The sequence below is a fragment of the Sphaerisporangium sp. NPDC049457 genome, from assembly GCF_055586705.1.
Map to the genome: position 1 here is coordinate 701,685 of NZ_JBVJHR010000001.1, position 25,244 is coordinate 726,928.

The window sequence follows — 25,244 nt, forward strand, 5'->3', positions numbered from 1 at the left end:
AGCATGAAGTGAAAGCACTGTCAAACACTATGTGCGAGTTGGTCGTGTGTATACAGTGGAGCTTGCCCGTATCCCCCTCGAGCGTTGGCAGGACGAAGTGGTAGGACACAGGTCCGAGCGGCTGACGGCCGCGGAGATATCCCGCCTGGCGGGGGTCACGCGCGCGACGGTCAGCAACTGGCGGCGACGTCATGCCGACTTCCCGCAGCCGAGCGGGGGCGCCGAGGCAAGCCCCACCTACGACAGGAAGGCCGTCGAATCATGGCTGGCGGCTCGCGGGCAGCTCCCGGAGGCGTCGCCGCTGGACCGGCTACGGGTGGAACTGCGCGAACTTCCCCGTGACGTCGTCATCGAGGGCATGCCCGCCATCGTGGCCGGTGCTTTGCTGATGGACGCCGCGGAGCGCCGGAAGCTGGGTGAGCTCTCCGACGGGGAGCTGCTTCGACGGGTGGACACGGACCTGCGGCAACGAGTGCGGGAGGCGGCGCGGAAACCGGCGGCTGTCCGGCCCGGCTCCGAGCGTGATCCGTTGAAAGCGTTCACGCCGCCCGCGTTGCGCGCCGCTATCAGGTCGATGAACGAGAGCGGCGCACTGGAGACACTCGACGTGCTCCGGGAGTGGCTGCCGGCGGACAGCGGCGTACGTGGCCTGTACAGCACGCCCGAGCCGCTCGCTGATCTGATGGCCGACCTCGTGGCTGGGAAGTCATACCCTTCGAACGTCTTAGACCCCGCCTGTGGAGCGGGCGGACTTCTGGCCGCGGCGGGCCGCCACGGAGCGGAGCGGCTCGCCGGGCAGGATCTTTCCCCACTGCAAGCCGATCAGGCGGCCATCCGCCTCAGTGTTCTCGCCCCTGACGCCCAGGTTCAGGTACGTGCCGGCGACAGCCTGCGGGAGGACGCGTTCCCCGGGCTGACCGTGGACGCCGTGCTGTGCAACCCGCCGTACGCCGACCGCGAGTGGGGCCACGACGAACTGGGGTACGACCCGCGTTGGGAGTACGGCGTGCCCCCGAAGGGGGAGTCCGAGCTGGCCTGGGTCCAGCACTGCCTGGCCCATCTGGAACCGGACGGAACGGCGGTCGTCCTGTTGCCGCCCGCCGTGGCAGAACGGCCGGGAGGACGGAAGGTACGGGCCGAGCTCGCACGACGCGGAGCACTGCGCGCCATCGCGGCGCTACCGCCTGGGACGGCGCCGCCTCCGCATGTCGGGCTGCATCTTTGGCTTCTGCGGCGACCGGTGACGGGCAGAGCGGAGGCGTCATCGGTGCTGTTCGTGGACACGGCGTCGGACGCGTTGTCCGGCGAAGGCCAAGAGGACGTTCTCAGCGTCGTTCTCGAACAGTGGCGGAAGTTCGCGGACGCGCCAGAGGACTTCGCCGGTACTCCGGGGGTCTCGCGTGCCGTTCCCATCCTGGAACTGGTCGACGACGCCGTCGACCTGAGCCCGAGCCGTCACGTCCGCGCCGCGCCCGTCACCGGCGCTCCCGACCGGCACGCCGAGGACGCGCGCGCCACCCGCCTGCGGCTGCGACGAGCGATCGGCGCGCTCGTCGTCCTGAACCAGGGAGAAGACTGGAAGCCCGCCGGTGTGCGGCCCGCGACCTGGCGGACGGCGACGGTCGCCGACCTGCTGCGCGGCGGGGCGATCGAACTGCACCGGGCGAGGCCCGCCGTACGTGACAGGCAGTCCACCGGCTCCACCACGCTCACCGGACGCGACGACCAGCCGGTCCTGACCGCCGGCGACGTGACCGGGGGTCGACCGGCTTCCGGTGACGCCCAGGAGAGTCATCTCGCCGAGCTCGTGGAGATCCGGCGTGGGGACGTCCTGCTCCCCGAGATGCCGCACGGCGGCTCCGGCACGGCACGGGTGGCCGACGAGCACGATGAGGGCGCGCTCCTCGGCCCCCACCTCCATCTCTTCCGGCCCGACTTGGACCGGCTCGATCCGTGGTTCCTCGCGGGATTCCTGTCGGCGGAGGACAACGTGAACAGCACCGCCACCGGCAGCACGATCGTGCGAGTCGACGCGCGGCGGCTGCGGGTGCCGCTCCTTCCACTGGAGGAGCAGCGCAGGTACGGCAAGGCGTTCCGCAGGATGGCCGCGCTGCGACGCGCGGCCGACCTCACCGCGAGGGTGGCAATGGAGACGGCTCGGCAACACAATGCCGGACTTACCAGCGGGACGCTGCTCCCGCCCGAAGAATGACAGGGTGACACAGGGCGCTCACCGCTCCCAGCGACCAACCCCCAGAGCCTTGGAAGGAAACCGTTGAACCACGACAAGGTCGCCGAACTCGTGAACCACGCATGGTCGGTCGCCGATCTGCTGCGCGGCGACTACAAGCAGGCCGACTATGGCAAGGTCATCCTGCCGTTCACCGTGCTGCGCCGCCTCGAATGCGTGCTCGCGCCAACGCGGGACAAGGTCCTGGCCGAGGTCGAGCGGCTCTCCGGCCGGGACATCGACATGGACCGTTTCCTCCGCAAGGCCTCCGGCCACAGCTTCTACAACATCAGCTCCTACACGCTCAAGGCGATCGCGGGTGACTCGGGCCAGACGGCCAAGCATCTGCTCGCCTACATCGGCGCGTTCTCCCCCAACGCGCAGGAGGTGATGGAGAAGTACGAGTTCGCCCAGCAGATCAAGAGGCTGGACGCCGCGGACCTGCTGTACAAGGTGGTGGCACGGTTCGCCGACCTGGATCTTCGGCCCGTGGAGCGGGACGATGAGGGCGACGTGGTCACCGACGAGCGGGGCACGCCCGTGGTGGTGGTCTCCAACCACGACATGGGTTATGCCTTCGAGGACCTGATCCGTCGCTTCGCGGAGCAGTCCAACGAGACGGCCGGTGAGCACTTCACCCCGCGCGAGGTCATCGAGCTGATGGTGAACCTGTTGCTCGCCCCGGACGACGACGCGCTGACCATCCCCGGGGTCTCGCGCACAGTGCTCGACCCTGCCTGCGGCACGGGGGGCATGCTCACCGCCGCCGAGGAGCACATCCGCGACCGCAACCCTGACGCGACGGTCCACGTCTTCGGACAGGAGCTCAACCCGGAGTCCTGGGCCATCTGCCGTTCCGACCTGATGATCAAGGGGCAGAACCCGGAGAACATCAAGTTCGGCAACTCCTTCAGCGACGACGGGCACCGGAACGCGACCTTCGACTACATGCTCGCCAACCCGCCGTTCGGGGTGGAGTGGAAGAAGGTCAAGGACGATGTGGAGAAGGAGCATGACGAGCTCGGGGAGAGCGGGCGCTTCGGCGCCGGCCTGCCGAGGATCAACGACGGGTCGCTGCTGTTCCTCCAGCACATGATCTCCAAGATGAAGGAGGTCGAGAAGGGCGGCAGCCGCATCGCCATCGTCTTCAACGGCTCCCCTCTCTTCACCGGCGCCGCCGAGTCCGGCGAGTCGAAGATCCGCCAGTGGATCCTCGAGAACGACTGGCTCGAAGCGGTCGTCGCGCTGCCCGACCAGCTCTTCTACAACACCGGCATCTCGACGTACTTCTGGATCCTCACCAACCGCAAGGACGCGGACCACAAGGGCAAGGTCGTCCTGCTGGACGCCCGCGACCACTGGGCCAAGATGCGCAAGTCCCTCGGGGACAAACGGAAGTACCTCACCAAGGACCACATCGCCGAGCTGACCCGCCTGTACGCCGAAGCGCTCCAGGTGGCGGCCGACCCGGAGCACCCGCTGCACGGCAAGGTGAAGGTCTTCCAGAACCAGGACTTCGGCTACCACCGCATCACCGTGGAACGCCCGCTGAAGCTCCGCTTCGAAATCACCGACGCGACCCTCGCCGCCGCCCGCGAATCCAAGGCACTGGCGAAGCACGTGAAGGTCGAGCATGTGGTGGACGCGCTCAAGCCCCTCCTCGGGCAGACCTGGAAAGAGAAGCTGGTCGCCTTCAAGGCGGCCCGCGAGGCGATGGCCACGGGCGGCGTGCTCTGGCCCGGCTCGCAGCCTTTCCTCGTCGCCTTCCGCGACGCCATCGGCGTCCGGGATCCGGAGGGCGAGGTGCAGATGAAGAAGGGCGCGCCCGAGCCGGACGCGGAACTGCGCGACTACGAGAACGTCCCGCTGGACCAGGACGTGGAGGAGTACCTGCGACGCGAGGTCCTCCCACACGTCCCCGACGCCTGGATCGACCACACCAAGACCAAGACCGGCTACGAGATCCCCTTCACCCGCCACTTCTACGTCTACAAGCCGCCTAGGCCACTCGCGGAAATCGACGCGGAACTCAAGTCGCTTGAGGCCGAGATCCAGGCTCTCCTCGGCGAGGTGACGAGTTGAGCGTTCGTGTTACAACACTGCGTGCCGCTGCCGAGGTGACACTCGGTCGTCAGCGTTCCCCGCAACATGCCGAAGGGCCACACATGGTGCCGTACCTCCGCGCGGCCAACGTGAAAGACGGCGTGCTCGACCTCAGTGATATTCAGTCGATGAACTTCACGCCTAGCGAGCAGAAAACCTTCGGCCTCCGGCCAGGCGATGTCCTCGTGACGGAGGGGAGTGGCAGCCTCGGCACAGTTGGCGCAGCTGCCGTCTGGCGTGGCGAATTGAGCGGGATGGTCTGCTTTCAGAACACTCTCATCCGCCTGCGTCCACGTGATGGAGTCGAAGCAGAATACTTGGGATGGTGGGCGCGTGCAGCTTTTGCTTCCGGTGTTTTCGCATCTATTGCGTCTGGTGCGAATATCTATCATCTCAGTGCCGAACGTGTGCGGTCTCTATCGTTCCGGCAACCTCCGCCACATGAGCAAGGCCGCATCGCAGAATTTCTCTCTGCCGAGACTGCGCGCATCGATCGTTTCATCTCTTATCGTGCTGCGCGGCGTGCGATACTTCACGAACGGGGCTATGTTGATACTTCGGAGATTCTGATCCCCGGCATCCTAGGTAAGCCGCTTGGAGTCTGGCCCTGGATGTGGCTACCGGAGCTTCCCGTCGATCGGCCCTTAGTGCGCCTCGGCTATGTGTGCCGCCTGCAAAATGGCCTGACGGTGGATAGCAAACGCAGCATTGATGGTGATTTCGTAATTCGACCGTATCTGCGAGTGGCGAACGTGCAAGCAGGGCATGTCGATCTAGAAACGGTAACCGAAATAGCGGTATCAAAAGATGTGGCGGCGCGCAGCACTCTTCAGTCTGGAGATGTGCTTATGACGGAGGGTGGAGACCTTGACAAGCTCGGCCGGGCGGCCATCTGGCGAGACGAGTTGCCAGGATGCCTCCACCAGAATCATATTTTCGCGCTGCGTCCTGAAGTTGACCGATTGGATGGTGATTATCTGGCTGCAATGACACGAACACTGCACGGGCGCTGCTATTTTGAAAGCACCGGTACGAAGACCACTAACCTGGCATCCACTAACAGCAGCAAAATCCTCAGCTTCCCGATCCCGCTTCCGAGTGTGGCGAAGCAGCGTGATCTGGTACGACAAATCAACGCTGCGACCGAGGCCCTGGAATCGATGGACAGACTGCTTGATCGACAGGTGAGGTTGCTGGGAGAGCGGCGGCAGGCGCTGATCACGGCGGCTGTGACGGGGGAGTTCGATGTGTCCACGGCGAGTGGGCGAGGGATAGATGTCGCATGACCGGTGCCGATGAGAAGACGTCGACTTTTGTGACCCGGGTTCGGGTGCTGGGGTTTCGTTCGCTTGCGGAATGTGATGTCCGGCTTGGGCCGCTCACCATCCTGGCCGGGTTCAACGCGTCGGGGAAGTCGAATTTCCTGGACGCGCTGCGGTTCGTGTCCGATGCGCTGGCGACGTCTCCCGGGCGGGCGCTGTCCGCGAGGGGTGGCCTCGATCGGGTGTTGTGTCATGCCCCGGACGCGGGAGTGCGTGCCGAGACGTTCTCGATCGAACTGGACCTGCGATTCGGGTCCCGGAGCGGTCGCGTGCGGGCGGGTTCGTATGCCCTGGAGATGGGAAGCGCGGCCCGCGTCAAGAATCCGGTCGTGCTCCGCGAGGAGTGCCGGGTCGAGCTGGCCGACGGCAGAACGGAATTCTTCAGGCTGACCCCGGAGGGCTTCGAAGGCACTTCCCTCGCTTCGGACGGCGAGGAGGCTATTCCCGGAGGGCGGGACCGGTTGTTCCTTCCCGCCTCAGGGTTCGCCGCGCCGTTCCGTGAGGTCGAGTCGGCGCTGCTCGACATGCGGTTCTACGAGTTGGACTCCGCCGTACTGCGCGGCATCGACGATGACACCCAGCGGCATGCCTCGCTGGGCCCTCGCGGTGAGCATCTCGGCCATGTGCTGGGCGTGCTGGCAGAGACGGCTCCGCACATCAAAGAAGATGTCGACGCGTATCTGCGGGCCATCGTCCCGCAGGCTCTCGGCATCGATGAGCGCAGAGAAGGTGAGTTCTCCACGGTACGGGCGAGGTTCTGGTCCGGTGAGCCACTGCTGGAGTTCTGGAATGCCGTCAACGCGGGGGCCGTTCAGGAGGGCGATCCGCATGTAAACGTCTTCCAGCGGCAGGAGTTGTCCGAAGGCACGCTCCGAGCCGTCGGCGTGCTGGCCGTCATGTTCCAGCCCGGTGCCCGGAACGGGGCCATCCCGTTGATCGTCATCGAGGAGCCGGAGACGGCCGTCCATCCGGCGCACGTGGCGGCCCTGTTCGACGCGATGCACGATGCCTCCGCCCATACGCAGGTCATCGCCACCACGCAGAGTTCGGACCTGCTGGACACCGAAGACGTGCGGCCGGAGCACCTGCGCATGGTGGAGATGGTGAACGGCGTGACGCGGATCGGCGAGTTGGGCGGGCACACCCGCCGCTATCTCACCGAGGAACCGTCTCGGTTGGCCGAGATGCACCGGCAAGGACATCTGCGACCCGCGGACCCTGCCGAGGAGGGAAAATGAGCGCTCATGGGCGTTCCCGGCGGATCGCGGTCATCGTCGAAGGACACGGCGAGGTGAAGGCATTGCCGATCCTGCTCTATCGGCTCGCCGCCGAGATCATGCCGGATCCGTGGCCGGAGTTCCTTCGCCCCTATCGTGTCGGGCGCGATTCCTTAGTGCACAGCCACGGTCTTGAAGTCGCCGTGAACGACATCCTCGCGAAGGCCGGCGGGGTGGACGGGCTCCTCGTGGTGTTCGACGCGGACGACGACTGCCCTGCCACGATGGGACCGGAACTCCTCAGGCGTGCCCGAACCGTCCGCGAGACGCTTCCGGTCGCGGTCGTGCTGGCGAACCGGGAGTTCGAAGCATGGTTCCTGGCGGCGGCTTCGTCGCTCGGTGGAGCCCAAGAGCTGCACGTGGACGTTCAGACGCCCCCGGAACCGGAGAAGATCCGGGGCTGCAAGGAGTGGCTGACCAGGCATCGTCCCAAAGGTGCGCCGTACAAGCCGAACGTGCACCAGGCCGGTCTGGCGATGCGATTCGACCTCAGCTTGGCACGTGCCAATTCTCCGTCCTTCGACAAGTTCTGGCGGGACGTCGAGTACCTGATCACTGGAAAGAGGTAGCCCCCGATGAGTCCCATTCACCACGAGTCGGTGTTCGGCGATGCGATCGTCTCGGCGATGGCCGCCAACGGGTGGGAGTTAGGTGACCCCGCCGGCTACCGGCCCGAGTTGGGGCTGGACACGGGCGAACTGTTCGCCTTCATCGGCGCCACGCAGATCGATGAATGGAACGAACTGCTCATCGCCTACGGCGGGGACCCCGACGCCGCGCAGCAGGGGTTCGCGAAGCGGCTCGACCAGGCCATCTCCAACGACGGTCTCCTTGACGTGCTGCGCAAGGGGGTCAAGGACCGCGGGGTCCGGATCCGGGTGGGCTACTTCAAGCCGTCCCTGGTCACCTCCGACGCCATCCTGGCCGAATATCGGCAGAACCGGCTGACCGTGGTCCGGGAGCTGGCGTACGCGACCAAGCAGGCGGACCACGGCAACCGGCTCGATCTGACCCTCTTCCTCAACGGCATCCCGGTCGCGACGGCCGAGTTGAAGAACCCGCTCACCGGTCAGAGCGTGGAGCAGGCCAAGGAGCAGTACCGCACCGAGCGTGACCCCACCGAGCCGATCTTCCTCCGGCGGGTGGTGGCGAACTTCGCGGTCGACCCCGACCTCGTCTTCGTGGCCACCCGGCTCCGAGGCGCCAAGACGGTCTTCCTGCCGTTCAACCAGGGGTCGGAGGGGCCAGGCAACAAGGGTGGCAAGGGAAACCCGGCCGCGGCCGGTCCCGGAAAGTACGCCACGTCCTACCTGTGGGAGCAGATCTGGCAGCCGGACAACTGGCTCGACCTGCTGGAGCGTTTCGTCCACCTGCACAAGGAGAAGGGCGCGGACGGGCGGACGACCAAGAAGCTGATCTTCCCCCGTTACCACCAGTGGCACGCCGTCAGGAAGCTGACCGAGCACGCCGCCCGGCACGGCGCGGGACACAACTACCTGATCATGGCGTCGGCCGGGTCGGGCAAGTCGAACACGATCGCCTGGCTGGGGCATCGTCTGTCGTCGTTACACGCCTCGACCGACGTCTCGATGCTGGACCCGGACGCGGTCGCGGCCGGTCTGAAGCCGGGAACCCCGGTGTTCGACAAGGTCGTCATCATCACCGACCGGCGGAACCTCGACGCGCAACTCCGCGAAACGGTCGGCAGCTTCGAGCAGACGGCCGGCCTGGTGGTGTCGATCGACGAGAACCGCGGGTCGAAGTCCGAACAGCTCGCCCAGGCGCTCTCCAAGGAGAGCGGCAAGATCATCACAGTGACGTTGCAGACCTTCCCCGCGCTCATGGACTACCTGAGGCGCACGCCGACCGAGATCAAGGGGCGCCGCTTCGCGATCATCGTCGATGAGGCGCACTCCTCTCAGTCCGGCGACGCGGCCACGGCCGTCCGCGACGCCCTGCGGGATCTCGGCCTGGACGCGGACTCCGACGATGAGGGCGCGACCACCGCGAGCGCCGCGCCGGATGGCGCACAGAGCACCGCTGCCAAGCTCAAGACCAGGGCCGCCAGGCGCGGCATGAGCCCGAACCTGTCGTACTTCGCCTTCACCGCCACCCCCAAGGCCAAGACACTGGAGCTGTTCGGGACGCTCGGCGGCGACGGCGTCTACCGTCCGTTCCACACCTACGCGATGCGGCAGGCCATCGAGGAGGGCTTCATCCTCGACCCGTTGCGCAACTACATCACCTACGACACCTACTACAAGCTGGTCAACAACAACCCCGACGAGCGGGAAGTCGATCCCGCCAAGGCGAATCCGTTGCTCGCCAGAGCCGCGTACACCCACGAATCCACGGTGGCGCGGCACGCGCAGGTGATCGTCGAGCACTTCCGCGCGCACACCGCCGGCCGGCTCGGTGGCCGTGCCAAGGCGATGGTGGTGACCTCTTCCCGCCTCAGCGCCGTGCAGATGGCCAGGAAGATCAAGCAGTACATCGGCGACCGCGGCTATCCGGGGATCGGCGTGCTGGTCGCGTTCTCCGGGACCCTCGGCTACGAGGGGGAGGAGACCACCGAGACGAAGGAGAACGGCGGGTTGCCGGAGGCCGCCCTGCCGAAGGCGTTCGGCTACACCCGGGCCGACGACAAGGCCGTGGCATCGGGCGCGTCCGGACAGCCCGAGTACCGGATCCTCGTCGTCGCCGAGAAGTATCAGACCGGGTTCGACCAGCCGTTGCTCACGACGATGTACGTCGAGAAGAAGCTGACCGGCATCAACGCCGTGCAGACGCTCTCACGGCTCAACCGCACCGCCGACCGCAAGTCGCAGAGCGATCTGGCCGTGTTGGACTTCGCCAACGAGGCGGAGGACATCCGAAACGCCTTCCGGCCGTACTTCGAGCAGGCGACGACCTTCCCCACCGATCCGAACCTCCTCTACACCGCGCAGACGAGGGTGATGTCGGCGGCGATCCTGGTCGAGGCGGAGATGGACGCCTTCGCCGCCGCCTACCTGGTGGCCGAGGAGCGGGCGGCCGGTGACCAGGCGAAGTGGGTGAAGCTCCACGCCGAGCTCTACCGGCACCTGGCGCCCGCCTGCGAGCGGTTCTCCGCGTTGCTGCACAGCGATGACGAGGAGGAGCGGGAGACGGCGGACAAGTTCCGCGCGGACCTGGACGACTACGTCCGCAAGTACGCCTTCCTTGCGCAGATCGTTCCCTACAGCGACGCGGACCTGGAGCGTCTCTACCTCTACGGCCGGCACCTGCTGACCCGCCTGGACCGGCGAGAGGACGGCAGCGTGGACATCGGCGATGTCGACCTCTCCCATTTGCGGGTCGAGAAGATCGGGGAGTTCGACGTCAGCTTGACCTCGGAAGGCGAGGCCGTCCTCGGTGGCTTCGGCGGCGGAACCGGTGGTGGCAGGGAGCCGGAGAAGTCGCTGCTGTCGGAGCTGGTGGAGAAGTTCAACCAGCGGTTCGGTACCTCGCTCACCGAGCAGGACATCATCAAGCCCCTTGAGGAGGCGATGAAGGAGCCGAAGGTCCAACTCGCCGCCGTGGCGAACGTCGATGAGGAGAACTTCGGCCAGGTCTTCGATGAGGTCTTCGAGGACAAGATGATGGATCACCTCGACACGATGGCGGACCTCGGCCGCAAGTACTTCGCCCCGGACCCCGACTTCCGCAGTTCCCTCAACCGCAGCGCACGCAGCGCCGCGTGGAACCTCATCCGCCGGCAGCAGGGCATCGTCGACGACGTGGCGTAACACCAGCGGTGAGCTGTGGGATGTCTCTGAGGGCGACGGACACCGGATCGACGACGATCAGCAGCGATCCGCACATGCTGCACCACGATGTGAGACGACCGGGAGAACGGTGAGATCACGGAAGATCGCAGGCCGATACGAGCTCGTCGAGGAGCTCGACGCCGGGGCGATGGGCCAGATCTGGCGGGGGTACGACGCGGTACTTGACCGCGAGGTCGCGATCAAGCTGATCCTCCCGGAACTCGTCTCCTACCCTGAACACGCCGACGTGCTGACCAGGAGGTTCCGGCGGGAGGCCAGGGTTACGGCCCGCATCGGCCATCACGGTGTCCCGGAGGTGTACGACGCGGTTCTGGAGCGTTCGGTCGCGCACCTGTACCTGGTGATGGAGCTGGTGCACGGCACGCCGCTCACCAGGTTCATCTCCCCGGACGAGCCGCTGCCCATCTCATGGGTGGCGTCCGTGGTGGCCCAGATCTGCACCGTCCTGTCCTACGCGCACGCGATCCCTGTCGTCCATCGTGACCTGAAGCCGGACAACCTGATGGTCGCCGCCGACGGGACGGTGAAGGTCCTCGACTTCGGCATCGCCGCGATCTTACGTCCGGACACCACCAGACTGACCGAGGCCGGAGTGCCCATGGGGACGGCCCGCTACATGTCCCCAGAACAGGTCCAGGCGGTGCAGGTCACTCCGCGCACCGACCTGTACGCGGTCGGATGCATCCTGCACGAGCTCTGCGCCGGGGAACCCGTGTTCGATGGGGGTGAGAACGGCGCTCGTCTCATGCGGCAGCACGTCTTCGAGCAGCCACGGCCGCTGCGGCGGCTCCGGAACGACGTGCCAGAGGAGATCGAACGGCTGACCCTGGAACTGCTGGCCAAGAGACCAGAAGAACGACCCGCCGATGCCCAGGCGGTCTTCGAGCGGCTGATCCCGTTCCTGCCGGCCCCGGGCGCCCGCCCAGAGGTCGCCGAGCGAGGCGGGGCACGACTCCCCGACCCCACTCGCCCGTACCGCAACCCCTGCGCGCCGCGTCCCCGGCCTGATCAAAGCCTCGTCGAGGGGAGCGAGGCGGCGCCCGTCTCCGCGGCTGAGGCGCTTACGGCCCTCGCGGACGCGGAGGCCGAGTCCGACGAACTGCTCGACGAGGATCGGTACACGCAGGCCGCCGACGTGCTCAACGCCGTGCTGAAAGCGGCCTCCGATGCCCTGGGTGCGGACAATCCGCGGTTGCTGCGCCTCCGGCAGCGGCGGGCAGCGATTCTGGTGATCGGCGGCGACTTCCGGCGCGCCCTGCCCGAGTTCGACAGGCTCGCTGCCGCGTACGCGCGGATAGCGGGCCCTGGGAATGTCGACACCCTGGAATGCCGGCGGCAGGCGGCCTACTGCCGTGCAGAACTGGGGCAGGGGACCGCGGCTCTCGAAGAGCTGCGGCAGGTGCTGGCACGGTTCCAAGCCGAGAGGGGCGACGGGGACGAGACAGTGCTGGATCTGCGACGAGACATCGGCTACCTGCTCGCCGCCGAAGGACAGGTGAAAGACGCCATCGCCGTCCTCCAGCCTCTGCACGACGACCTCGCCGTCCTCTACGGCCCCGACGACGACCGAAGAAGGGAGATCACAGACCTGCTGGCGCGCCTCCGGCCATCAGCAGGCTGAACTGACCAGGTTCGTGCCGATACAAGGAGAAGCCCGTGGCGGTGGCCGACGGGCTTCTCCTGGTCGGGCGTAGAGATCAGAAGTCGAATTCGCCCTTCTTCGCTCCGTCGACGAAGGCGTCCCAGACGCTCCTGCTCAGCACGAACGGCGCCTTCTCAGGGGCTTCGGTGTCCCGCAGCCCGACCCGCCCGCCGGACAGCGGAGCCACTTCCAGGCAGTCGCCGCCGTTGGAGCCGCTCTTGGTGGCCTTGCGCCAGGGGGCGCTTTGCAGTTCGTCACTCAAGTCCATAGCTTCTCCGCCTCTCTGATCAACTCGATCGAAACATGTTGGGGCAGCGCCTCAGCTCGGATGGTGTCATATCGGCTGTGGACGGCCTTGACATCTTCTAGCCGATTTGTCACGTGTCCGTGAGTCGCGGAGTCGATATATACCGTATCCGCACCTCCTGGAAGCTGCGCGATGACAAATCCCCCGAGGAGTCCTGTAGTCCCTCCGAGAGCCAGGGGGACGATCTGGATGCCGACTCGGGGCGATTTGACCGCTTCCGCGAGTCGCGAAAGTTGTGCGCGCATAACATCCTTGCCACCGATTGGACGGTGGAGGATGCCTTCGTCGAGCACCGCTCGAAACAGCGGCGCGGTGGTGCCGGTGAGGATCGCTTGTCGTTCGAGTCTCCCCGCTACAAGCTTCTCCACCTGCTCATCGGTGATGCCTGGTTCTCCGCGTATGACGACGCGTGCATATTCCTCTGTCTGAAGTAGGCCCGGTACGTAGAGCGGTTGCCACGTGTGCAGGGTGTGGGCCTCCTTTTCGATGTCCAGCCAGCCACGGAACCAGCCAGGGGTGGCCTGGCCGGTGACGCGTGTCCACAGACGGACCAGTTCCCCGCCCATCTCAAGGGCGCGGTCACAGCGTTGCACGAAGTCATGGCTTGGCGTGCGCTGCCCCCTCTCGATGAAGCCGATCAGGCTCGGGCTGAATCGAACGGCCTGTGCCAAGCGCTCCTGGGACAACCCGGTTCTTTTTCGATGTTTGCGCAGTTCGGCGCCGAACAAGAGCGGCTTAACGGTGGGGTCGGGCTCGGGGGGTACGGACATTTCGGCTCCGTCCGATGAGGAAACGCTACTTCCCAACACAAGCAGCACTTAATCGCTACAGGAAGTCCTGCTGTGTGCGGGGCCTTTTGGTGCACAAAGTAGCTGGTCGAAGGCACCCTGTGAAGTGATTTCGGGGCAAGCGCGAGGTTGGGAAAGGCTCGGCTCGTCCCTGTTGAAGTGAGTTCTATTTCGCCCGCAATATCAAGCATTCGCTATATCCAGACAAGAGGGGATAAGGATGGCTGTCGGGAGAGCGGGAAAGCGTGGTCTCGGTGGTCCGTTCCTCCGGCCATCGGATAGGGATCTGTCACTACTCCGCCACTCTCCGCGGGCGATCTACATGCCGGATCTGAGCGGGGGAGCGGCGTGACCGATCACGAGGACGGGATGCGGCAGCGGGGCAGGCATCGGCGGGGAGTGGTCGTGGGGCAGGTTCGCCCGGGACGGTGGGATCTGGCCGAGCGGGCCGCCGCGCGGCAGTTGGACCAGATGGAACCTGCCTGGGCCGTCTGGTACGGGCTCGGTGCGCGCCGCTTCTACGCCGCCGCCGTCTGGGCCGCGTCCGAACCCCTGATCGTTCAGGCCCGCACCGCCGACGAACTGCGCGACCGCATGCGGGAGGCCGAGTTGGGTGATTTGGCGCGTGAGGCCGAGCGGCGCGAGGTCGTACTCAAGGCCGAGCGGGCCGCATGGGCGCGTCGCCCACGGCCGCCGACGGCGCTCGTGCCCCGCCAAGCCTTGCCCGAACGGCCGGGAATCGTGCGCCGCCCGCCCCTGCCCGCGCGGCCCATGCCGCGTTCGCCCCTGCCAACGCCGCACCCACCCCGAGGAGCGAAGATGCCCGACAGCACGCCGGACGGCGCGCGTACAGTCTGCTGGCAGTTGCCCGACGACCTGTCGATGATCGGCAAGACGCGGAGCATGGTGAGGGAGGTTCTCGCCTCCTGGGCGCTCCAGCCCTTCGCCGAGGACCTGATCCTGGTGGTCGGTGAACTGCTGGCCAACGCGCTCACCTACGGGGAGCCACCGGTCATGCTCGCCCTGTCCGCCGAGGGTGGCGAACTGCGCGTCCAGGTCACCGACCACGCCGCCGAACAGCCTCGCCACCTGCACCTGGGCATCGAGGCCGTCCACGGCCGTGGCCTGACCATCGTCGAGGCGCTGGCCCACGAGTGCGGCGTCACCCCGCTCTCCGGCCTCTCTGGCATCTCCGGTAAAACCGTCTGGGCTTGTTGGCGCCTGTCGCCGACGGCCGAGGCTCCGGGAGGGAACGAGCCGGTCAGCTCGCCGGCGAGCTGACCGATACACCTGAGGCGGCGTTAACGTGAACATTCGCCGGCGTGCGGATCTGCTCCGTGCGGTGGCGAGGTCATCGCACTCAGCTCTCGGAAATGGGACTGGAACCGGGTGGCGCAGGCTTCGGCGGTTTTGTCGCGGCTGCTGGGATGGGCAGTACTCCAGCACCGCTCAGAGTGTCTCTGCTGATCAACGGCCCTGCGCACACCTCCTCCAGCAGCCGTTCCTGCTCCGGGGCCAGCAGCACGCATCCTGTCAGGACGGACAGCAGGGCCAGGAACTCGAACGTGAGATCTCGGCTCCAGGAGACAGGGGTGATGTCATCCAGATCCGATGAGCGGCGCTTACGCCTGGGGCGCACCGTCCGGTCGTTCAACCAGCGCCACACCACACGGCGACCGGAGACCGTAAAGTCGATGACCTCCTTGCGCACTGGGGCGAAGACCCCGTTGCCGACAGACAGCGATTGTGTGTCGGAATCGTAGGCGAGGCGTTCAGGGAGCTGCTCCGGAAGGGATCTCACCGGCGTCAGACACTTGATCCCGAAGCGTTCGACCAGGGCGCGTTCGGAGCGCATGCGCCCCGCAGCGGGATCGTCGAAGCGGCCGCCGTATGTGTGGAGCCAGAGCAACTCACGTCCGATGAGCACTGCGCGGTTCCACAACATCGGATCCGCGGTGAGCGGGACTCGCACACCCGGCTGCCGTAGCTGCTTCTGAAATCGGGAGGTGTACCCGGGATGTGCGGTCACAGCGGCGATGTAGGCCAGCACGTCTTCCGGGGAGGTGGAGATCCCCAATGCGTCGCCGAGGTGGCTGAACAGCTTCCTGGTCATGTTCGGAGTACTGCCCGTCGAATCGCGCCAGAGTGGACGGACCCCGCCTCCGCCCCACCCGCAGAAGTGGTGGAGGTCGGGGACCAGTCCAGTGAAGACCAGAGCCGGACCATCCTCGATGCCGTGGGCGTCCTGCTCGGAGACATAGACCTGGTGCTCCGAACGGACCTGCCAGAGCGGGGGACGGGCCATGACCAGAAGCCGATTGTCGGGAATCAGCCACTGGCGATCGAACGAGCGGTAGGCGACTCGGATCGGCTCAGGACAGGGGCCGGACTCCTCCGTCAGCGGGTGCCGGAGATGTGGGAAGCCGGGCAGGGGGTTGACCTGGCTATGCAGGGTTCGGTCCCGCCCTTCCCGAAACAGCTCTCGACGCTCCTCTACCGGGACCGCGAGGAACGCGCGCCAACGGTGTCGAAGGACGTCGGCGGTGGGCGCGTAGACCCAGGTTCGCCCCGGGGTGACGCCCCGCGAGCGCCATGGCATCAGTTCGCCGAGCGAAGGGTACGCCGTCCATTCGGGGTCAGCGGCCCGGAGGAAAGTGTCCTGCCAACCGATGCCGCATGGCTGCCAATCTCGACTCGTCGTGGTCAGCTCCGCCAGCGCCGACTCTTTTTCCTCGCGGGTCCCATGCAGCGCGCAGTAGCGGACGTCGGCCGGTTCCGACTCATCACAACGTGCCGTCCGGGCGAAGATCAAGATGCTGAGCTCACGGCCCACATCGGGTCCGAAGATTCGGGTTCGAGCCGGCGGGCGGTTTCCCTCGGGAGTGAGCTCGATGACCCAGCCCAGGTCGCACTTGCGCCGCAGATACTCACGCAGACCACGAAAGGCGTGGCCTCTGATCACACTCGACGGGACGATGAAAGCCACCACGCCCGCCGGCATGTGCCATTTGGCCTCGAACACTTTCCAGGTCGCCCAGCGCAGAAAGTACCAGGGCATCCCATGCAGGTCTGACTCGTAGCGGCCGAGGCCGTTGGCTCTGAACTCGTCGAGGGAGGGGCGTTCGATGACGGCCCCGGGCCCCGGCAGTACCGTCCGCGGGCGCTCGATCCACGGAGCGCGGCCCTTCGCGTTCTCCACGTGTGGTGGGTTGCCGATGACGACCATCACCGGAACCTCGCGTTTGATCTCGTTCGCCCTGTCCCGAGACTCCTCGATCACCCGATAGGCTGCGCCGAGCTTTCGCTGTACCTGGGTGGGGTCGGCTAACGCGTCGGTGAGGAACCTCAGGGCCTCGGTCGGGGTCTCGACCTCGAATCGGGTCTTGAAGGAACCATGGATGCGGAGTTCGGCCACTGCGTATGGTGCAACCTGGATCTCGAATCCGATGAGCCTGTCAGTGACAAGCTCGTTGACGTACTCCTCCCGTGTGCCGGGTCCGAGCTTGTCATCGACCCGGTCGGCCACGCAATTGATGATCTCGACCAGGAACGTGCCGGTCCCCATCGCCGGGTCCACGATCACCACGTCGTCGGCGAATCCCCATTCCTTGTCGAGATGCTCACGCAGCACCTCGTCGACGAGGCCGACCATGTGTCGAGCGACTTCGATCGGGGTGTAATACGAGCCGGTGTCCTTACGGAGCGCGGGGTCGTAGGTCGCCAGAAAGCGCTCGTACAGGTAGACGTAGGCGTCCGCCGGGCTGACATCAAGGTCCTGGAGGTTGGAGACGTTGATCACGCGGCGTAGGGTCTCGATCGTGTCCAGTTCCTCATCCGCTCCGTTGATGAGCGCAGCGAACGCTTGTCCCATCAGTAGGTGCCGCTTTCCCAGCTTCTGGGCGATCTCGTGGTAGGACTCGCCGACGAGGTCGATGCCCTCTGAACGGGCCAGTAGCAACGCGAACGTGACGGTCTGCGCGAACGCGTCGGCGAAATGTTCATTGTCGAGGCCAGGGAACAGCAGGTGCCGCCAGTCGTCCGCCAACAGCGCGAGCCGCATCTGGGACCGCTTCTTCAGCGGTTGAGTGATCGCAGTGTGAACCTCGTCCTTCAGCAGGCCGCACAGCCCGCCAACGATCCTCACCAGCGAGCCGAGCGTTCGGGGGGATTCGGGCTCCCAGAGCAGAAAACGCCGGATGACGCCGACGAGTTCACCGACGGACGGCGCCGACGGACGGCGCAGTTCGGAAACCGTGTTCGAGAGCCTGATGATCGGCGAGATACGCTCTCCGAACGAGTACTGGCCCCAGGTGACTCCGTCGGTGTAGATCACGTTCGGGAGCGAGCGGAGTTTGTTCCATTGATCCCGGTCACCTTTCCCTGGGCGCCACTCCGGCGTTCCGGGGACACCTTTGCCGGGTTTCTTCAGCTCGATATAACCGACTCGCACCTGTCCGATGTTCACCGCGTAGTCCGGTCGAGCGCGGAGATGCTCTAGGCGCACCTCGCCGTAGGGGACGGCCTCGACACCGATGAGCTTTCCGAGGTCCCGCAGCAGTATCTCCAGGGGGCCACGAAGCTGGTCCTCCTCTGCTCCGCCCAGCCCCCTTTTCTCGGAGATCGTCCGGCCAAAACGCGTCACGATCGCTTGTGCGGCGGTCTCGGTGTAGGGCTTGAGGGCTTTCGTCACACCCACCTCCAGCAGATGAGTCACCCAGCACTTCACCGTGACCGCTGAACCGGGCCGCATCAATACGCCGGATAGGTAGGTCCTGCTCATTGGCCACATCCGGCCGAGCCATCTCGATCGGATATGAGATGGTCCGGCTCGCCGCGCCGCTCTGGCCCTGCACGGAGGCGCTCTCGGCACCCACTCCGCACGTGCAACGCCGTCGGTGCGTGCCTGGCCGTACCGGGCCTGTCATGGGTGCCGGAAGGTGCTCGACGCCGGGCCGGCCGAAGACGCGATACGGCTGGCCGACCTACCCGTGACACGCCGGCGGCTTTCGCCCTCCGGGGCCGTGAGAACGAGGCATCCCGCCCGAGGTGCTCCACCCTCGCGATCAGGTGGTGGAGATGCCGACGATCGCATCGGAGCCGGCGTCAACGTGGCGGTTGCCGGCTCGCGGTCCGTGTGGGGTCAGCTGTGGGCGCGCATGGCGGCGATGAGCCAGTCGAACGCGGGGATGACCGACGGGCCCGGGTCGCGACCGCCGAGAATGGCCAGCAGGTGCCAGTAGCGCTCCACCTGGACATCGGCGAGCGTCCGAAGACGCTCGCGCAGCTCGCCCCGTTCCGCCGCCGGTAGGTCAGGCTCCACGATACGGTCGAGGACCTCCTTGCCCGCCGCCGTTTCCGGGGCTGTTCCTCCGGCCAGGGCCTGGCCGGCCTCCTCCAGCACCCGCCGCCTCAGGTCGAAGCCGTCCTCGATCGGCGGTCCGGAGACCCCGTTCAAGACGATGCGCCGCAGCCGGGCCCGGAAACCCTCGTCGGCGACCAGCTCGCCCAGTTCCAGCCACGCGTCGATCTGGCGGGCGTCCGGCTCGTCGGGCAACTCGGAGGGGAGCTCCCGCATCCACTCCGCCACGATGGCGGCGTCCTCCCGCGGGCCGATCCCAGCGAAGATCTCCGCCACGAAGTCGTCGATGACCCGCTGCCGTTCGGCGGCCGACAGCCGGGCGAGTTCGTGCGTCATCACGGTCTCCTCTATGGTGCCGCCGCGCTCTGCGATGCCGTTCATCACGGCGCGGCGCAGTCTCAGGGTGCGGATCTCCGCGTCGAGGGCACGGACGTGCGCCTTGGCGACCTCGGCGACCGACACCTGGTTCGTCAGGATCGCCTGGACGGTCTCCAGGCCGATGCCGAGGTCGCGGAGCGTCCGGACCAGGTCGAATCGGGCGACGGCCGCCGCGTCGTACAGGCGGTACCCGCCCGCCGATCGGGCCGTCGGGGGTACGACGCCGATGTCCGACCAGAACCGGATGGTGTGCACCGACAGGTTCGTACGGCGCGCGATACTGCCGACGGTGTAAAGCTCCGCGCTCTCGCTCACGGCACCGACCCTGCACCCTCGCCCCACCCGAGAGTCAACCGGCGCCCTACTTCCTCAGGCCACCCGGCCATGAGCGCGCGGCACCCGACGGCCTCATCCGCCGGTTCCTGTGGAAACCCGCGGCGATGGCCGACGCCCGCCATGGCGTCCCGAGGCTAGAAGTCGAACTCGCCGTTCTTGGCGCCGTCGATGAAGGCGTCCCAGGCGCTTGCGCTGACGACAAAGGGTGCCTTCTCCGGGGCCTCGGTGTCGCGCAGCCCGACCCGCCCTCCGGTCGGCGACGCCGACGACTTGAGCGACCGCATACGGAGGCCGAGGTTGACGACCTGCTGCGCGAGGACTTCATCTCTTCATCGGATCGCCCGCTTGCTTCTGTGACCAGAATGGCCCCATCTTGCTGCTAATTTAATGCCAGGGTTAAGCTATGGAGGAGGCTGGATGGGAGGTCGTCCTGGTCGTCGAGGTGGCCGACTGGTACGACCAGTTGTGTCGGGACGATTGGGACAGCGCTGAGCAGGTCGAAGACGCCATCGACATGCTGTCAAGGGTGGGGCCGACCCTTGGCCGGCCACTGGTCGACCGGATCAAAGGAGCCGAGAACCATCATCTGAAGGAGCTGCGGCCGGGGTCATCGAAAGGGAGCGAGATCCGCATCCTGTTCTCGTTCGACCCGATGCGCCGTGCAGTCTTGCTCGTTGCAGGGGATAAGGCCGGCGACTGGGGCCGATGGTATGACACCCATGTACCGCTGGCGGAAAAGCGGTATGCGGCGCACGTGGCGGAGCTGGCAAGCAGGGAGTATGAATGAGCGCGGCGAACTGGGATGAGGTGAAGCGGCGGGCGCGAGAGCAGCGCCGAGCTTCAGGGTTGCCCTTGCGGTCGGATTCCGAAAAAGAGGCCGCGATGGAAAGACTCGCGGCGGAGGTGCGAGCGCACAAGCTCGCAGAGATCAGGCGCGAGCAAGATCTGACCCAACGGGACGTCGCCACAAGCATGGGCGTCTCCGGGCCACGAGTCTCCGCTATCGAACACGGAGAGGTCGACCACATCGAGGTGGCCACCTTGCGCTCCTATGTCGCGGCTCTCGGTGGACGGCTTCGCGTGGTCGCGGAGTTCGGTGACACGGAGTACACCGTGGCTTGATTCGGGTCCTGGAAAGACCGAGGCGGGTGTCCCAGCGCCGGCACGCTCACCTGATCTGGAACGGCACCGTCCGGGGCCGGGCGCCGAAGGGGCTGGCAAGTCCACGGTCCGACGTCCACGGTGAGCATGATCCGTGAGGAGCGCCGCGCCGCGGAGCGCATGGCGCCGCTTCGTCCAGGACGGGACAACAGGGCGGCTGCTGCGCGCCCGTTGGGGTCAGGAGCCATATGAGCCTGTGGTCGTCCGCCGGGCGGGGCGAGAGGTCAGGAAGGCGGGGCCGGCGGGGTGCGGGTGACGGGGAGGCCTTTGGCGCGTGCCAGGTCGGCGAAGTGGGCGGCGTTGCGGACGGCGGCGCCGTTCGGGTCGTTGTTGAAGTACACGTAGACGTCTTCCCCGGCGTCCCAGGCGTCGCCGACGCGGTGCAGCCACGATCGCAGCGACGCCTCGCCGTACGCCGGCCACGGGTGGGCGCGGCCCTGGTGCAGGCGGAGGTAGCCCCACCCGGCGGTGCGCCACAGCGGGGTCACCGGACGGCCGAGGACGTCGGCCCAGCACAGGGCGGCGTCGTGGGCGGTCAGCACCTCGCGCACCGCGCCCGTCCACCAGGAGTCGTGGCGCGGCTCGACGGCCACGCGCACATGGCGTGGGAAGCGGCCCAGGCAGGCGTCGAGCCGTTCGGGGTCGGCCTTCAGGTTCGGCGGGAGCTGGACCAGGATCGGCCCGAGCTTGGGGCCGAGCCCCTCGGCCGCGTCCATCAGCCGCCGGACCGGCTCCTCGGGGTCCTTCAACCGCTTGATGTGGGTGAGGAACCGGCTGGCCTTGACCGCCATCACGAACCCCTCAGGGGTGCGGTCGCGCCAGCTCTCGAACGTCTCGCGCGACGGCAGCCGGTAGAAGGCGTTGTTGTTCTCCACCGTGCCGAAGCACTCGGCGTACCGCTCCAGCCACACCCGCTGCGGCAGCCCGGCGGGGTACAGCACGTCGCGCCAGTGCTTGTACTGCCACCCCGAGGTCCCCACCAGCAGCATCAGAGCCTCCGCTTCGTTCCTCCTCTTTCCCCCTTCCCCGGCGGTCCGGGCCCATGTGACTTCGGACGAACGGTCACTCCTCCCAGCGCGTCTAATCTCGGCTCGGCCCGGCCGTCCGTCGTCAGATCGCGGCGAAGGTGTCCAGAAGGGCCGCGGCGGTCTCGGTGTCGGCGGTGAGGGGACGGTCCTCGTCGCGGGGGTCGAGGCGCGCAGCGGCGAGGATGTACGCCGCACCGGCGGGCGTGGCGGCGGTGGCGGGACCGAGGCCGCGCCGGCGCAGCGCCCGGACGGCGGCCACCAGCTCGCAGGCCAGCACCAGGCGGTAGGACGAGGCGGCCCGGAGCGTCTGCCGGGCCGACTGGGAGGCGAAGGCGGCGTGGTCCTCGACGCCACGGGACAGTACGGCGTGGCCCAGCGCCGCCGGCATGGCCGCGTTGCGCAGCTCGGCCAGCGCGGAGTTCGCGGCGTACTCCAGGATCATGACGCCCGAGCTTCCGGCCGCGGCGTCGGCCAGGAAGGGGCGCAGGCCGGTGAACGCGGGCTCGACCAGCGTCGCCAGCCGGGCGGTGGACAGGTGCGCCGTGTGCAGGAGCGCGACCCGCAGGTTGTCCAGCGTGAGGCCGAGGGGGGCCTGGTGGAAGCCGCCGTGGTGGTGGACGGTGCCGCCGGCCGCGGAGATCAGCGGGTTCTCGGCCGCGGCGTTGATCTCGACCCCGAGGACGCGTTCGAGCGCGGCCACGGCCTCGACGGCCGGCCCGTGCACCTGCGGCAGACACCGATACCCGAACGGATCCTGAATCCGCGCCGCCGGCGCCGGGGAGGGCGCCTCTTCGCCTTGTCCGGTTCGCGGGATCCGGGTGGGCGCGTTCTCGTCGGCCCGCGGGGGCGCCGGGGTGAGGAGGCGGCGCATCTGGGCGGCCACCTCGACGGAGCCGGGATGCGGACGGGCGGCGTGCACGCGCTCGTCATAGGGCTCGAAGCCGCCGTCCACCGCCAGCAGGGAGAGAGCGGCGACCACGTGGGTGGCGCGGAGCAGCGGCGCGACGTCCGCCCAGGCCAGCGTCGCCTGCCCGATGGTCAGCGCGCTGCTGCTGCAGAAGGCGAGCGCGTCGCCGGCCGCCAGGGCGATCGGTGCGGGAGGCTCGCCCCGCCCGCCGCTCCAGGGCCGTTCGCCGATCAGTGTGAGGCCCGTCTCGGCCAGGGCGGTCAGGTCGCCGGTGCCGATGGCGCCGAACTCGTGGACCTCCGGCAGGTGCCCGGAGTTGAGGGCGGTGGCCAGCGCCTCGGCGAATGCGGGGCGCAGCCCGGCTCCGCCGGCCATGATCTGGTTCGCCCGGACGGCCATCATCGCGCGTGCCTGCTCGGCGGGTATGCGGGCGCCGGCGCCGCCCGCGTGGCTGCGCAGCAGGCGCAACCCGTGGGCGTCCCCGTCGGCCGCCGCGACCTGCTGGGTGCGGTTCGCGCCCACGCCGGTGGTCCGCCCGTAGACGGGCCGGCGTCGCGCGATCTCACCTGCCGCCTCGAAGGCCGCCGCGGCCCGCTCCAGGCCGTCCGCCGCCAGGTGCACCGGCGCGCCGCCCCGCGCGATGCGCGCGATGTCGGCCGGGCCGGTCCGGGAGCCGTCCAGGGTGATAGTCCGTAATGTCATATATGAGCCCTCAAGGCCCACATTACTGGCCCTTTCCAGGCCAGAGGACGATCAGAGCAATGGGCGGCGGCTCGACGGCCATGCCCGCTCACAGGCGCCGGTACCGGGCGGCCGCCCCCCGGTCCGGCTCCGCGGCGGGCCGTCAGTCGTCGTCGTCGGCCTCGTCGGTGTCGTCATCGGCGTCGTCGGCCTCGTCGGCGTCATCGTCCTGCGCGTTGGTCAGGACTGCGCCGGAGGTGGCGTCGACGGTGATGTCGTGCTCGGTTCCGCCGGTGGCGGCGATTTCGAAGTCCCAGACCTGCTTGCCGTTCTCGGTGTCGAGTTCGGCCGAGGTCACGGTGCCGCCCGGCACCTTCGCCAGGGCCGTCTTCTCGGCCTCCTCCCGCGACACGGCCGGGGCGGACGCCGAGGCGGAGGGGGAGGGCGTGGGGGAGAAGGCGTCCTCCTGGGCGGCGAGGGCCACTCCGCCGGCGGTGAGCGTGGCCGCCGCGGCCAGACCGGCGATGATCATTGACTTGCGCATCCGAGCCTCCGGTGCGATCGAGGTTTCTCTGAACACCTGTGAGGCTGCCGGAGCGAGGGATAGCGCGGCGTCTGCGGAACGCTAACGCCGGGTTAACGCGACGGAGGGCCGAGTACGACGGTGACGGCGGCGCCACCCCCGGGCCCCGGGCCGAGCGTCATGGATCCGCCCGAGCGGCCGGCGGCCCGCCGGACGATGTCCAGCCCGAGACCGGTCGACTTCCCGCCGCTGACCCCGCGCCCGGACGGCTCGCCGGCCGCGAACCCCGGGCCCTCGTCGGAGACCTCCAGCAGGGCGCCGCCGTCCGGCCGGGGACGCAGCCGGACGGCGAAGGCCGTGCCCTCCGGCGTGTGGGCGAAGACGTTCTCCAACAGGGCGTCGACGCAGACCGCAAGGGCCTCCTCGGGCAGCCCGACGCGGAGCGGAGGCCCGGCCACGTCGCGGTCGACGCGGCGTCCCTGTTCGCGGGCCAGCATGGACCAGTGATCCAGCCGCCCGGCGATCACCTCGGCGGCGTCGCACGAGCCCGACGCCTCGTGCCGGGAACGGCGGGCCTCCTGGATGACCCGCGTGACCATGCGCTCCATCCCCTCCACCGCGGCGGCCACCCGGGCGGTCTGCTCGCAGGCGGGCAGGCCTTCCACCTCGACCCGCAGTACGGTCAGCGGCGTGCGCAGCTGGTGCGACAGGTCGGCCACGCCTTCGCGTTCCTGCGCCAACAGCTCGCGGATCCGGCCGGCGAGATGGTTGAGCGCCGCCGTGACGTCCTGGATCTCCGAGGGCCCCTGCGCCACCGCCCGGGCCGTCAGGTCACCGGCGGCCAGGCGGTGGGAGACGCCGGCGAGCCCGGCGATGGGGCGGATCAGCGAGCGGGCCAGCCTGTCGGCCACGGCCAGGCTGATGAGGAGCAGCCCGAGCCCGAGCAGCCCGAGGATCAGCCACGCCCGGCCGACGCCGCGCGTCAGCTCGGCGTCGGGGACGAAGGTGCGCACGACGGCCGTGCCACCGGGGCGTCCCTGCACCGCGACGACGATCTCCCGGCCGCCGGTCGCCTCGGCGGTGAGGCTGCGCCCGGTGAAGGCCAGCCGGACCGCGTCGGACGGGGCGGCCGGCGCGCCGACGACGGCGCCGCCGGGCAGGAAGAGGGTGACGGGCGAGCCGTCGTCGTTGTTGGCCTGCTCGACGGCCAGGGCCACGGTCTCCTCGCCGCCGGCCGACACCACGGGCACGAGCGACTGCGCGCGCACCAGGGCGTCGGCGGTGGCCCGGTCGGCGGCCAGTTGCATGGCCAGCAGGGCCAGCGGCACCAGGAAGGCGACCAACGCCAGCGAGACCGTCGAGGCCACGAGCGCGAGCAGGCGCCGCCTCACCG

The 25,244-nt window shown here is 67.9% G+C and carries 19 protein-coding genes; 10 read left to right on the top strand and 9 right to left on the bottom strand.

Features of this window, described 5'->3' with window-relative positions:
* Window positions 1-97 precede the first annotated feature (97 nt).
* The 7 genes from ACZ6QO_RS02905 to ACZ6QO_RS02935 all read left to right on the top strand — a co-directional run bounded on the left by ACZ6QO_RS02905 (window position 98) and on the right by ACZ6QO_RS02935 (window position 12,362).
* Window positions 98-2,212, top strand: coding sequence for an N-6 DNA methylase (locus ACZ6QO_RS02905; protein WP_465847032.1), 2,115 nt, complete (start codon window positions 98-100; stop codon window positions 2,210-2,212).
* Between the two features lie 63 nt (window positions 2,213-2,275).
* Window positions 2,276-4,312 carry a type I restriction-modification system subunit M gene (locus tag ACZ6QO_RS02910; protein ID WP_465847034.1) on the top strand — a complete coding sequence of 679 codons (2,037 nt, stop codon included), beginning with the start codon at window positions 2,276-2,278 and terminating at the stop codon, window positions 4,310-4,312.
* The gene (locus ACZ6QO_RS02915; protein WP_465847036.1) at window positions 4,309-5,619 is read left to right on the top strand and encodes a restriction endonuclease subunit S; all 1,311 of its coding nucleotides are present in this window, start codon (window positions 4,309-4,311) and stop codon (window positions 5,617-5,619) included. Before ACZ6QO_RS02910 ends, ACZ6QO_RS02915 begins: the two co-directional genes overlap by 4 nt.
* Window positions 5,616-6,893 (top strand): AAA family ATPase, encoded by a 1,278-nt coding sequence (locus ACZ6QO_RS02920; RefSeq protein ID WP_465847038.1) that lies wholly within the window; start codon window positions 5,616-5,618, stop codon window positions 6,891-6,893. Before ACZ6QO_RS02915 ends, ACZ6QO_RS02920 begins: the two co-directional genes overlap by 4 nt.
* Window positions 6,890-7,501 (top strand): DUF4276 family protein, encoded by a 612-nt coding sequence (locus ACZ6QO_RS02925; protein ID WP_465847040.1) that lies wholly within the window; start codon window positions 6,890-6,892, stop codon window positions 7,499-7,501. Before ACZ6QO_RS02920 ends, ACZ6QO_RS02925 begins: the two co-directional genes overlap by 4 nt.
* A 6-nt stretch (window positions 7,502-7,507) precedes the next feature.
* Entirely contained in the window at window positions 7,508-10,699 is a 3,192-nt protein-coding gene (locus tag ACZ6QO_RS02930; RefSeq protein ID WP_465847041.1) for a type I restriction endonuclease subunit R, read from the top strand.
* Between the two features lie 109 nt (window positions 10,700-10,808).
* Window positions 10,809-12,362 carry a serine/threonine-protein kinase gene (locus ACZ6QO_RS02935; RefSeq protein WP_465847043.1) on the top strand — a complete coding sequence of 518 codons (1,554 nt, stop codon included), beginning with the start codon at window positions 10,809-10,811 and terminating at the stop codon, window positions 12,360-12,362.
* Between the two features lie 76 nt (window positions 12,363-12,438).
* Here the strand turns inward: ACZ6QO_RS02935 and ACZ6QO_RS02940 are convergent, their stop codons facing one another.
* On the bottom strand, window positions 12,439-12,651 hold the full coding sequence (locus ACZ6QO_RS02940; RefSeq protein ID WP_465847045.1) for a DUF397 domain-containing protein: 213 nt from the start codon (window positions 12,649-12,651) through the stop codon (window positions 12,439-12,441).
* Window positions 12,642-13,460: a helix-turn-helix domain-containing protein gene (locus tag ACZ6QO_RS02945; protein ID WP_465847047.1), complete on the bottom strand. Its 819-nt coding sequence runs from the start codon at window positions 13,458-13,460 to the stop codon at window positions 12,642-12,644. Before ACZ6QO_RS02945 ends, ACZ6QO_RS02940 begins: the two co-directional genes overlap by 10 nt.
* 366 nt (window positions 13,461-13,826) lie before the next feature.
* Between ACZ6QO_RS02945 and ACZ6QO_RS02950 the strand changes: the two genes are divergently transcribed.
* Window positions 13,827-14,759 carry an ATP-binding protein gene (locus ACZ6QO_RS02950; RefSeq protein ID WP_465847048.1) on the top strand — a complete coding sequence of 311 codons (933 nt, stop codon included), beginning with the start codon at window positions 13,827-13,829 and terminating at the stop codon, window positions 14,757-14,759.
* A gap of 79 nt (window positions 14,760-14,838) precedes the next feature.
* Here ACZ6QO_RS02950 and ACZ6QO_RS02955 read toward each other — a convergent pair whose 3' ends face one another.
* From ACZ6QO_RS02955 to ACZ6QO_RS02965, 3 genes are all read right to left on the bottom strand, one after another.
* Window positions 14,839-18,258 (bottom strand): type ISP restriction/modification enzyme, encoded by a 3,420-nt coding sequence (locus ACZ6QO_RS02955; protein ID WP_465847050.1) that lies wholly within the window; start codon window positions 18,256-18,258, stop codon window positions 14,839-14,841.
* 360 nt (window positions 18,259-18,618) lie between these two features.
* The gene (locus tag ACZ6QO_RS02960; protein WP_465847051.1) at window positions 18,619-19,530 is read right to left on the bottom strand and encodes a helix-turn-helix domain-containing protein; all 912 of its coding nucleotides are present in this window, start codon (window positions 19,528-19,530) and stop codon (window positions 18,619-18,621) included.
* Between the two features lie 155 nt (window positions 19,531-19,685).
* Window positions 19,686-19,835, bottom strand: a complete 150-nt coding sequence (locus ACZ6QO_RS02965; RefSeq protein WP_465847052.1) for a DUF397 domain-containing protein — start codon at window positions 19,833-19,835, stop codon at window positions 19,686-19,688.
* A gap of 119 nt (window positions 19,836-19,954) precedes the next feature.
* Here ACZ6QO_RS02965 and ACZ6QO_RS02970 point away from each other — a divergent pair, with 119 nt between their 5' ends.
* Window positions 19,955-20,338 (top strand): type II toxin-antitoxin system RelE/ParE family toxin, encoded by a 384-nt coding sequence (locus ACZ6QO_RS02970; RefSeq protein ID WP_465847054.1) that lies wholly within the window; start codon window positions 19,955-19,957, stop codon window positions 20,336-20,338.
* A complete protein-coding gene (locus ACZ6QO_RS02975; RefSeq protein WP_465847056.1) occupies window positions 20,335-20,673 on the top strand; it encodes an XRE family transcriptional regulator in 339 nt (112 codons plus the stop codon). The genes ACZ6QO_RS02970 and ACZ6QO_RS02975 overlap by 4 nt, the downstream gene beginning before the upstream one ends.
* Before the next feature lie 263 nt (window positions 20,674-20,936).
* Here the strand turns inward: ACZ6QO_RS02975 and ACZ6QO_RS02980 are convergent, their stop codons facing one another.
* From ACZ6QO_RS02980 to ACZ6QO_RS02995, 4 genes are all read right to left on the bottom strand, one after another.
* Window positions 20,937-21,701, bottom strand: coding sequence for a DUF72 domain-containing protein (locus ACZ6QO_RS02980; protein ID WP_465847057.1), 765 nt, complete (start codon window positions 21,699-21,701; stop codon window positions 20,937-20,939).
* Between the two features lie 121 nt (window positions 21,702-21,822).
* The gene (locus ACZ6QO_RS02985) at window positions 21,823-23,349 is read right to left on the bottom strand and encodes an aromatic amino acid ammonia-lyase (protein ID WP_465847059.1); all 1,527 of its coding nucleotides are present in this window, start codon (window positions 23,347-23,349) and stop codon (window positions 21,823-21,825) included.
* Window positions 23,350-23,491: 142 nt separating this feature from the next.
* On the bottom strand, window positions 23,492-23,872 hold the full coding sequence (locus tag ACZ6QO_RS02990; RefSeq protein WP_465847061.1) for a PepSY domain-containing protein: 381 nt from the start codon (window positions 23,870-23,872) through the stop codon (window positions 23,492-23,494).
* Window positions 23,873-23,964: 92 nt separating this feature from the next.
* On the bottom strand, window positions 23,965-25,242 hold the full coding sequence (locus tag ACZ6QO_RS02995; protein WP_465847063.1) for a sensor histidine kinase: 1,278 nt from the start codon (window positions 25,240-25,242) through the stop codon (window positions 23,965-23,967).
* Window positions 25,243-25,244 lie beyond the last annotated feature (2 nt).

Bases quoted from the DNA above. Each gene is read 5' to 3' on its own strand.
- ACZ6QO_RS02920 (WP_465847038.1), top strand. From the start codon at position 5,616: ATGACCGGTGCCGATGAGAAGACGTCGACTTTTGTGACCCGGGTTCGG.
- ACZ6QO_RS02925 (WP_465847040.1), top strand. From the start codon at position 6,890: ATGAGCGCTCATGGGCGTTCCCGGCGGATCGCGGTCATCGTCGAAGGA.
- ACZ6QO_RS02930 (WP_465847041.1), top strand. From the start codon at position 7,508: ATGAGTCCCATTCACCACGAGTCGGTGTTCGGCGATGCGATCGTCTCG.
- ACZ6QO_RS02940 (WP_465847045.1), bottom strand. From the start codon at position 12,651: ATGGACTTGAGTGACGAACTGCAAAGCGCCCCCTGGCGCAAGGCCACC.
- ACZ6QO_RS02945 (WP_465847047.1), bottom strand. From the start codon at position 13,460: ATGTCCGTACCCCCCGAGCCCGACCCCACCGTTAAGCCGCTCTTGTTC.
- ACZ6QO_RS02955 (WP_465847050.1), bottom strand. From the start codon at position 18,258: ATGAGCAGGACCTACCTATCCGGCGTATTGATGCGGCCCGGTTCAGCG.
- ACZ6QO_RS02965 (WP_465847052.1), bottom strand. From the start codon at position 19,835: ATGCGGTCGCTCAAGTCGTCGGCGTCGCCGACCGGAGGGCGGGTCGGG.
- ACZ6QO_RS02970 (WP_465847054.1), top strand. From the start codon at position 19,955: ATGGAGGAGGCTGGATGGGAGGTCGTCCTGGTCGTCGAGGTGGCCGAC.
- ACZ6QO_RS02975 (WP_465847056.1), top strand. From the start codon at position 20,335: ATGAGCGCGGCGAACTGGGATGAGGTGAAGCGGCGGGCGCGAGAGCAG.
- ACZ6QO_RS02980 (WP_465847057.1), bottom strand. From the start codon at position 21,701: ATGCTGCTGGTGGGGACCTCGGGGTGGCAGTACAAGCACTGGCGCGAC.
- ACZ6QO_RS02985 (WP_465847059.1), bottom strand. From the start codon at position 23,349: ATGACATTACGGACTATCACCCTGGACGGCTCCCGGACCGGCCCGGCC.
- ACZ6QO_RS02990 (WP_465847061.1), bottom strand. From the start codon at position 23,872: ATGCGCAAGTCAATGATCATCGCCGGTCTGGCCGCGGCGGCCACGCTC.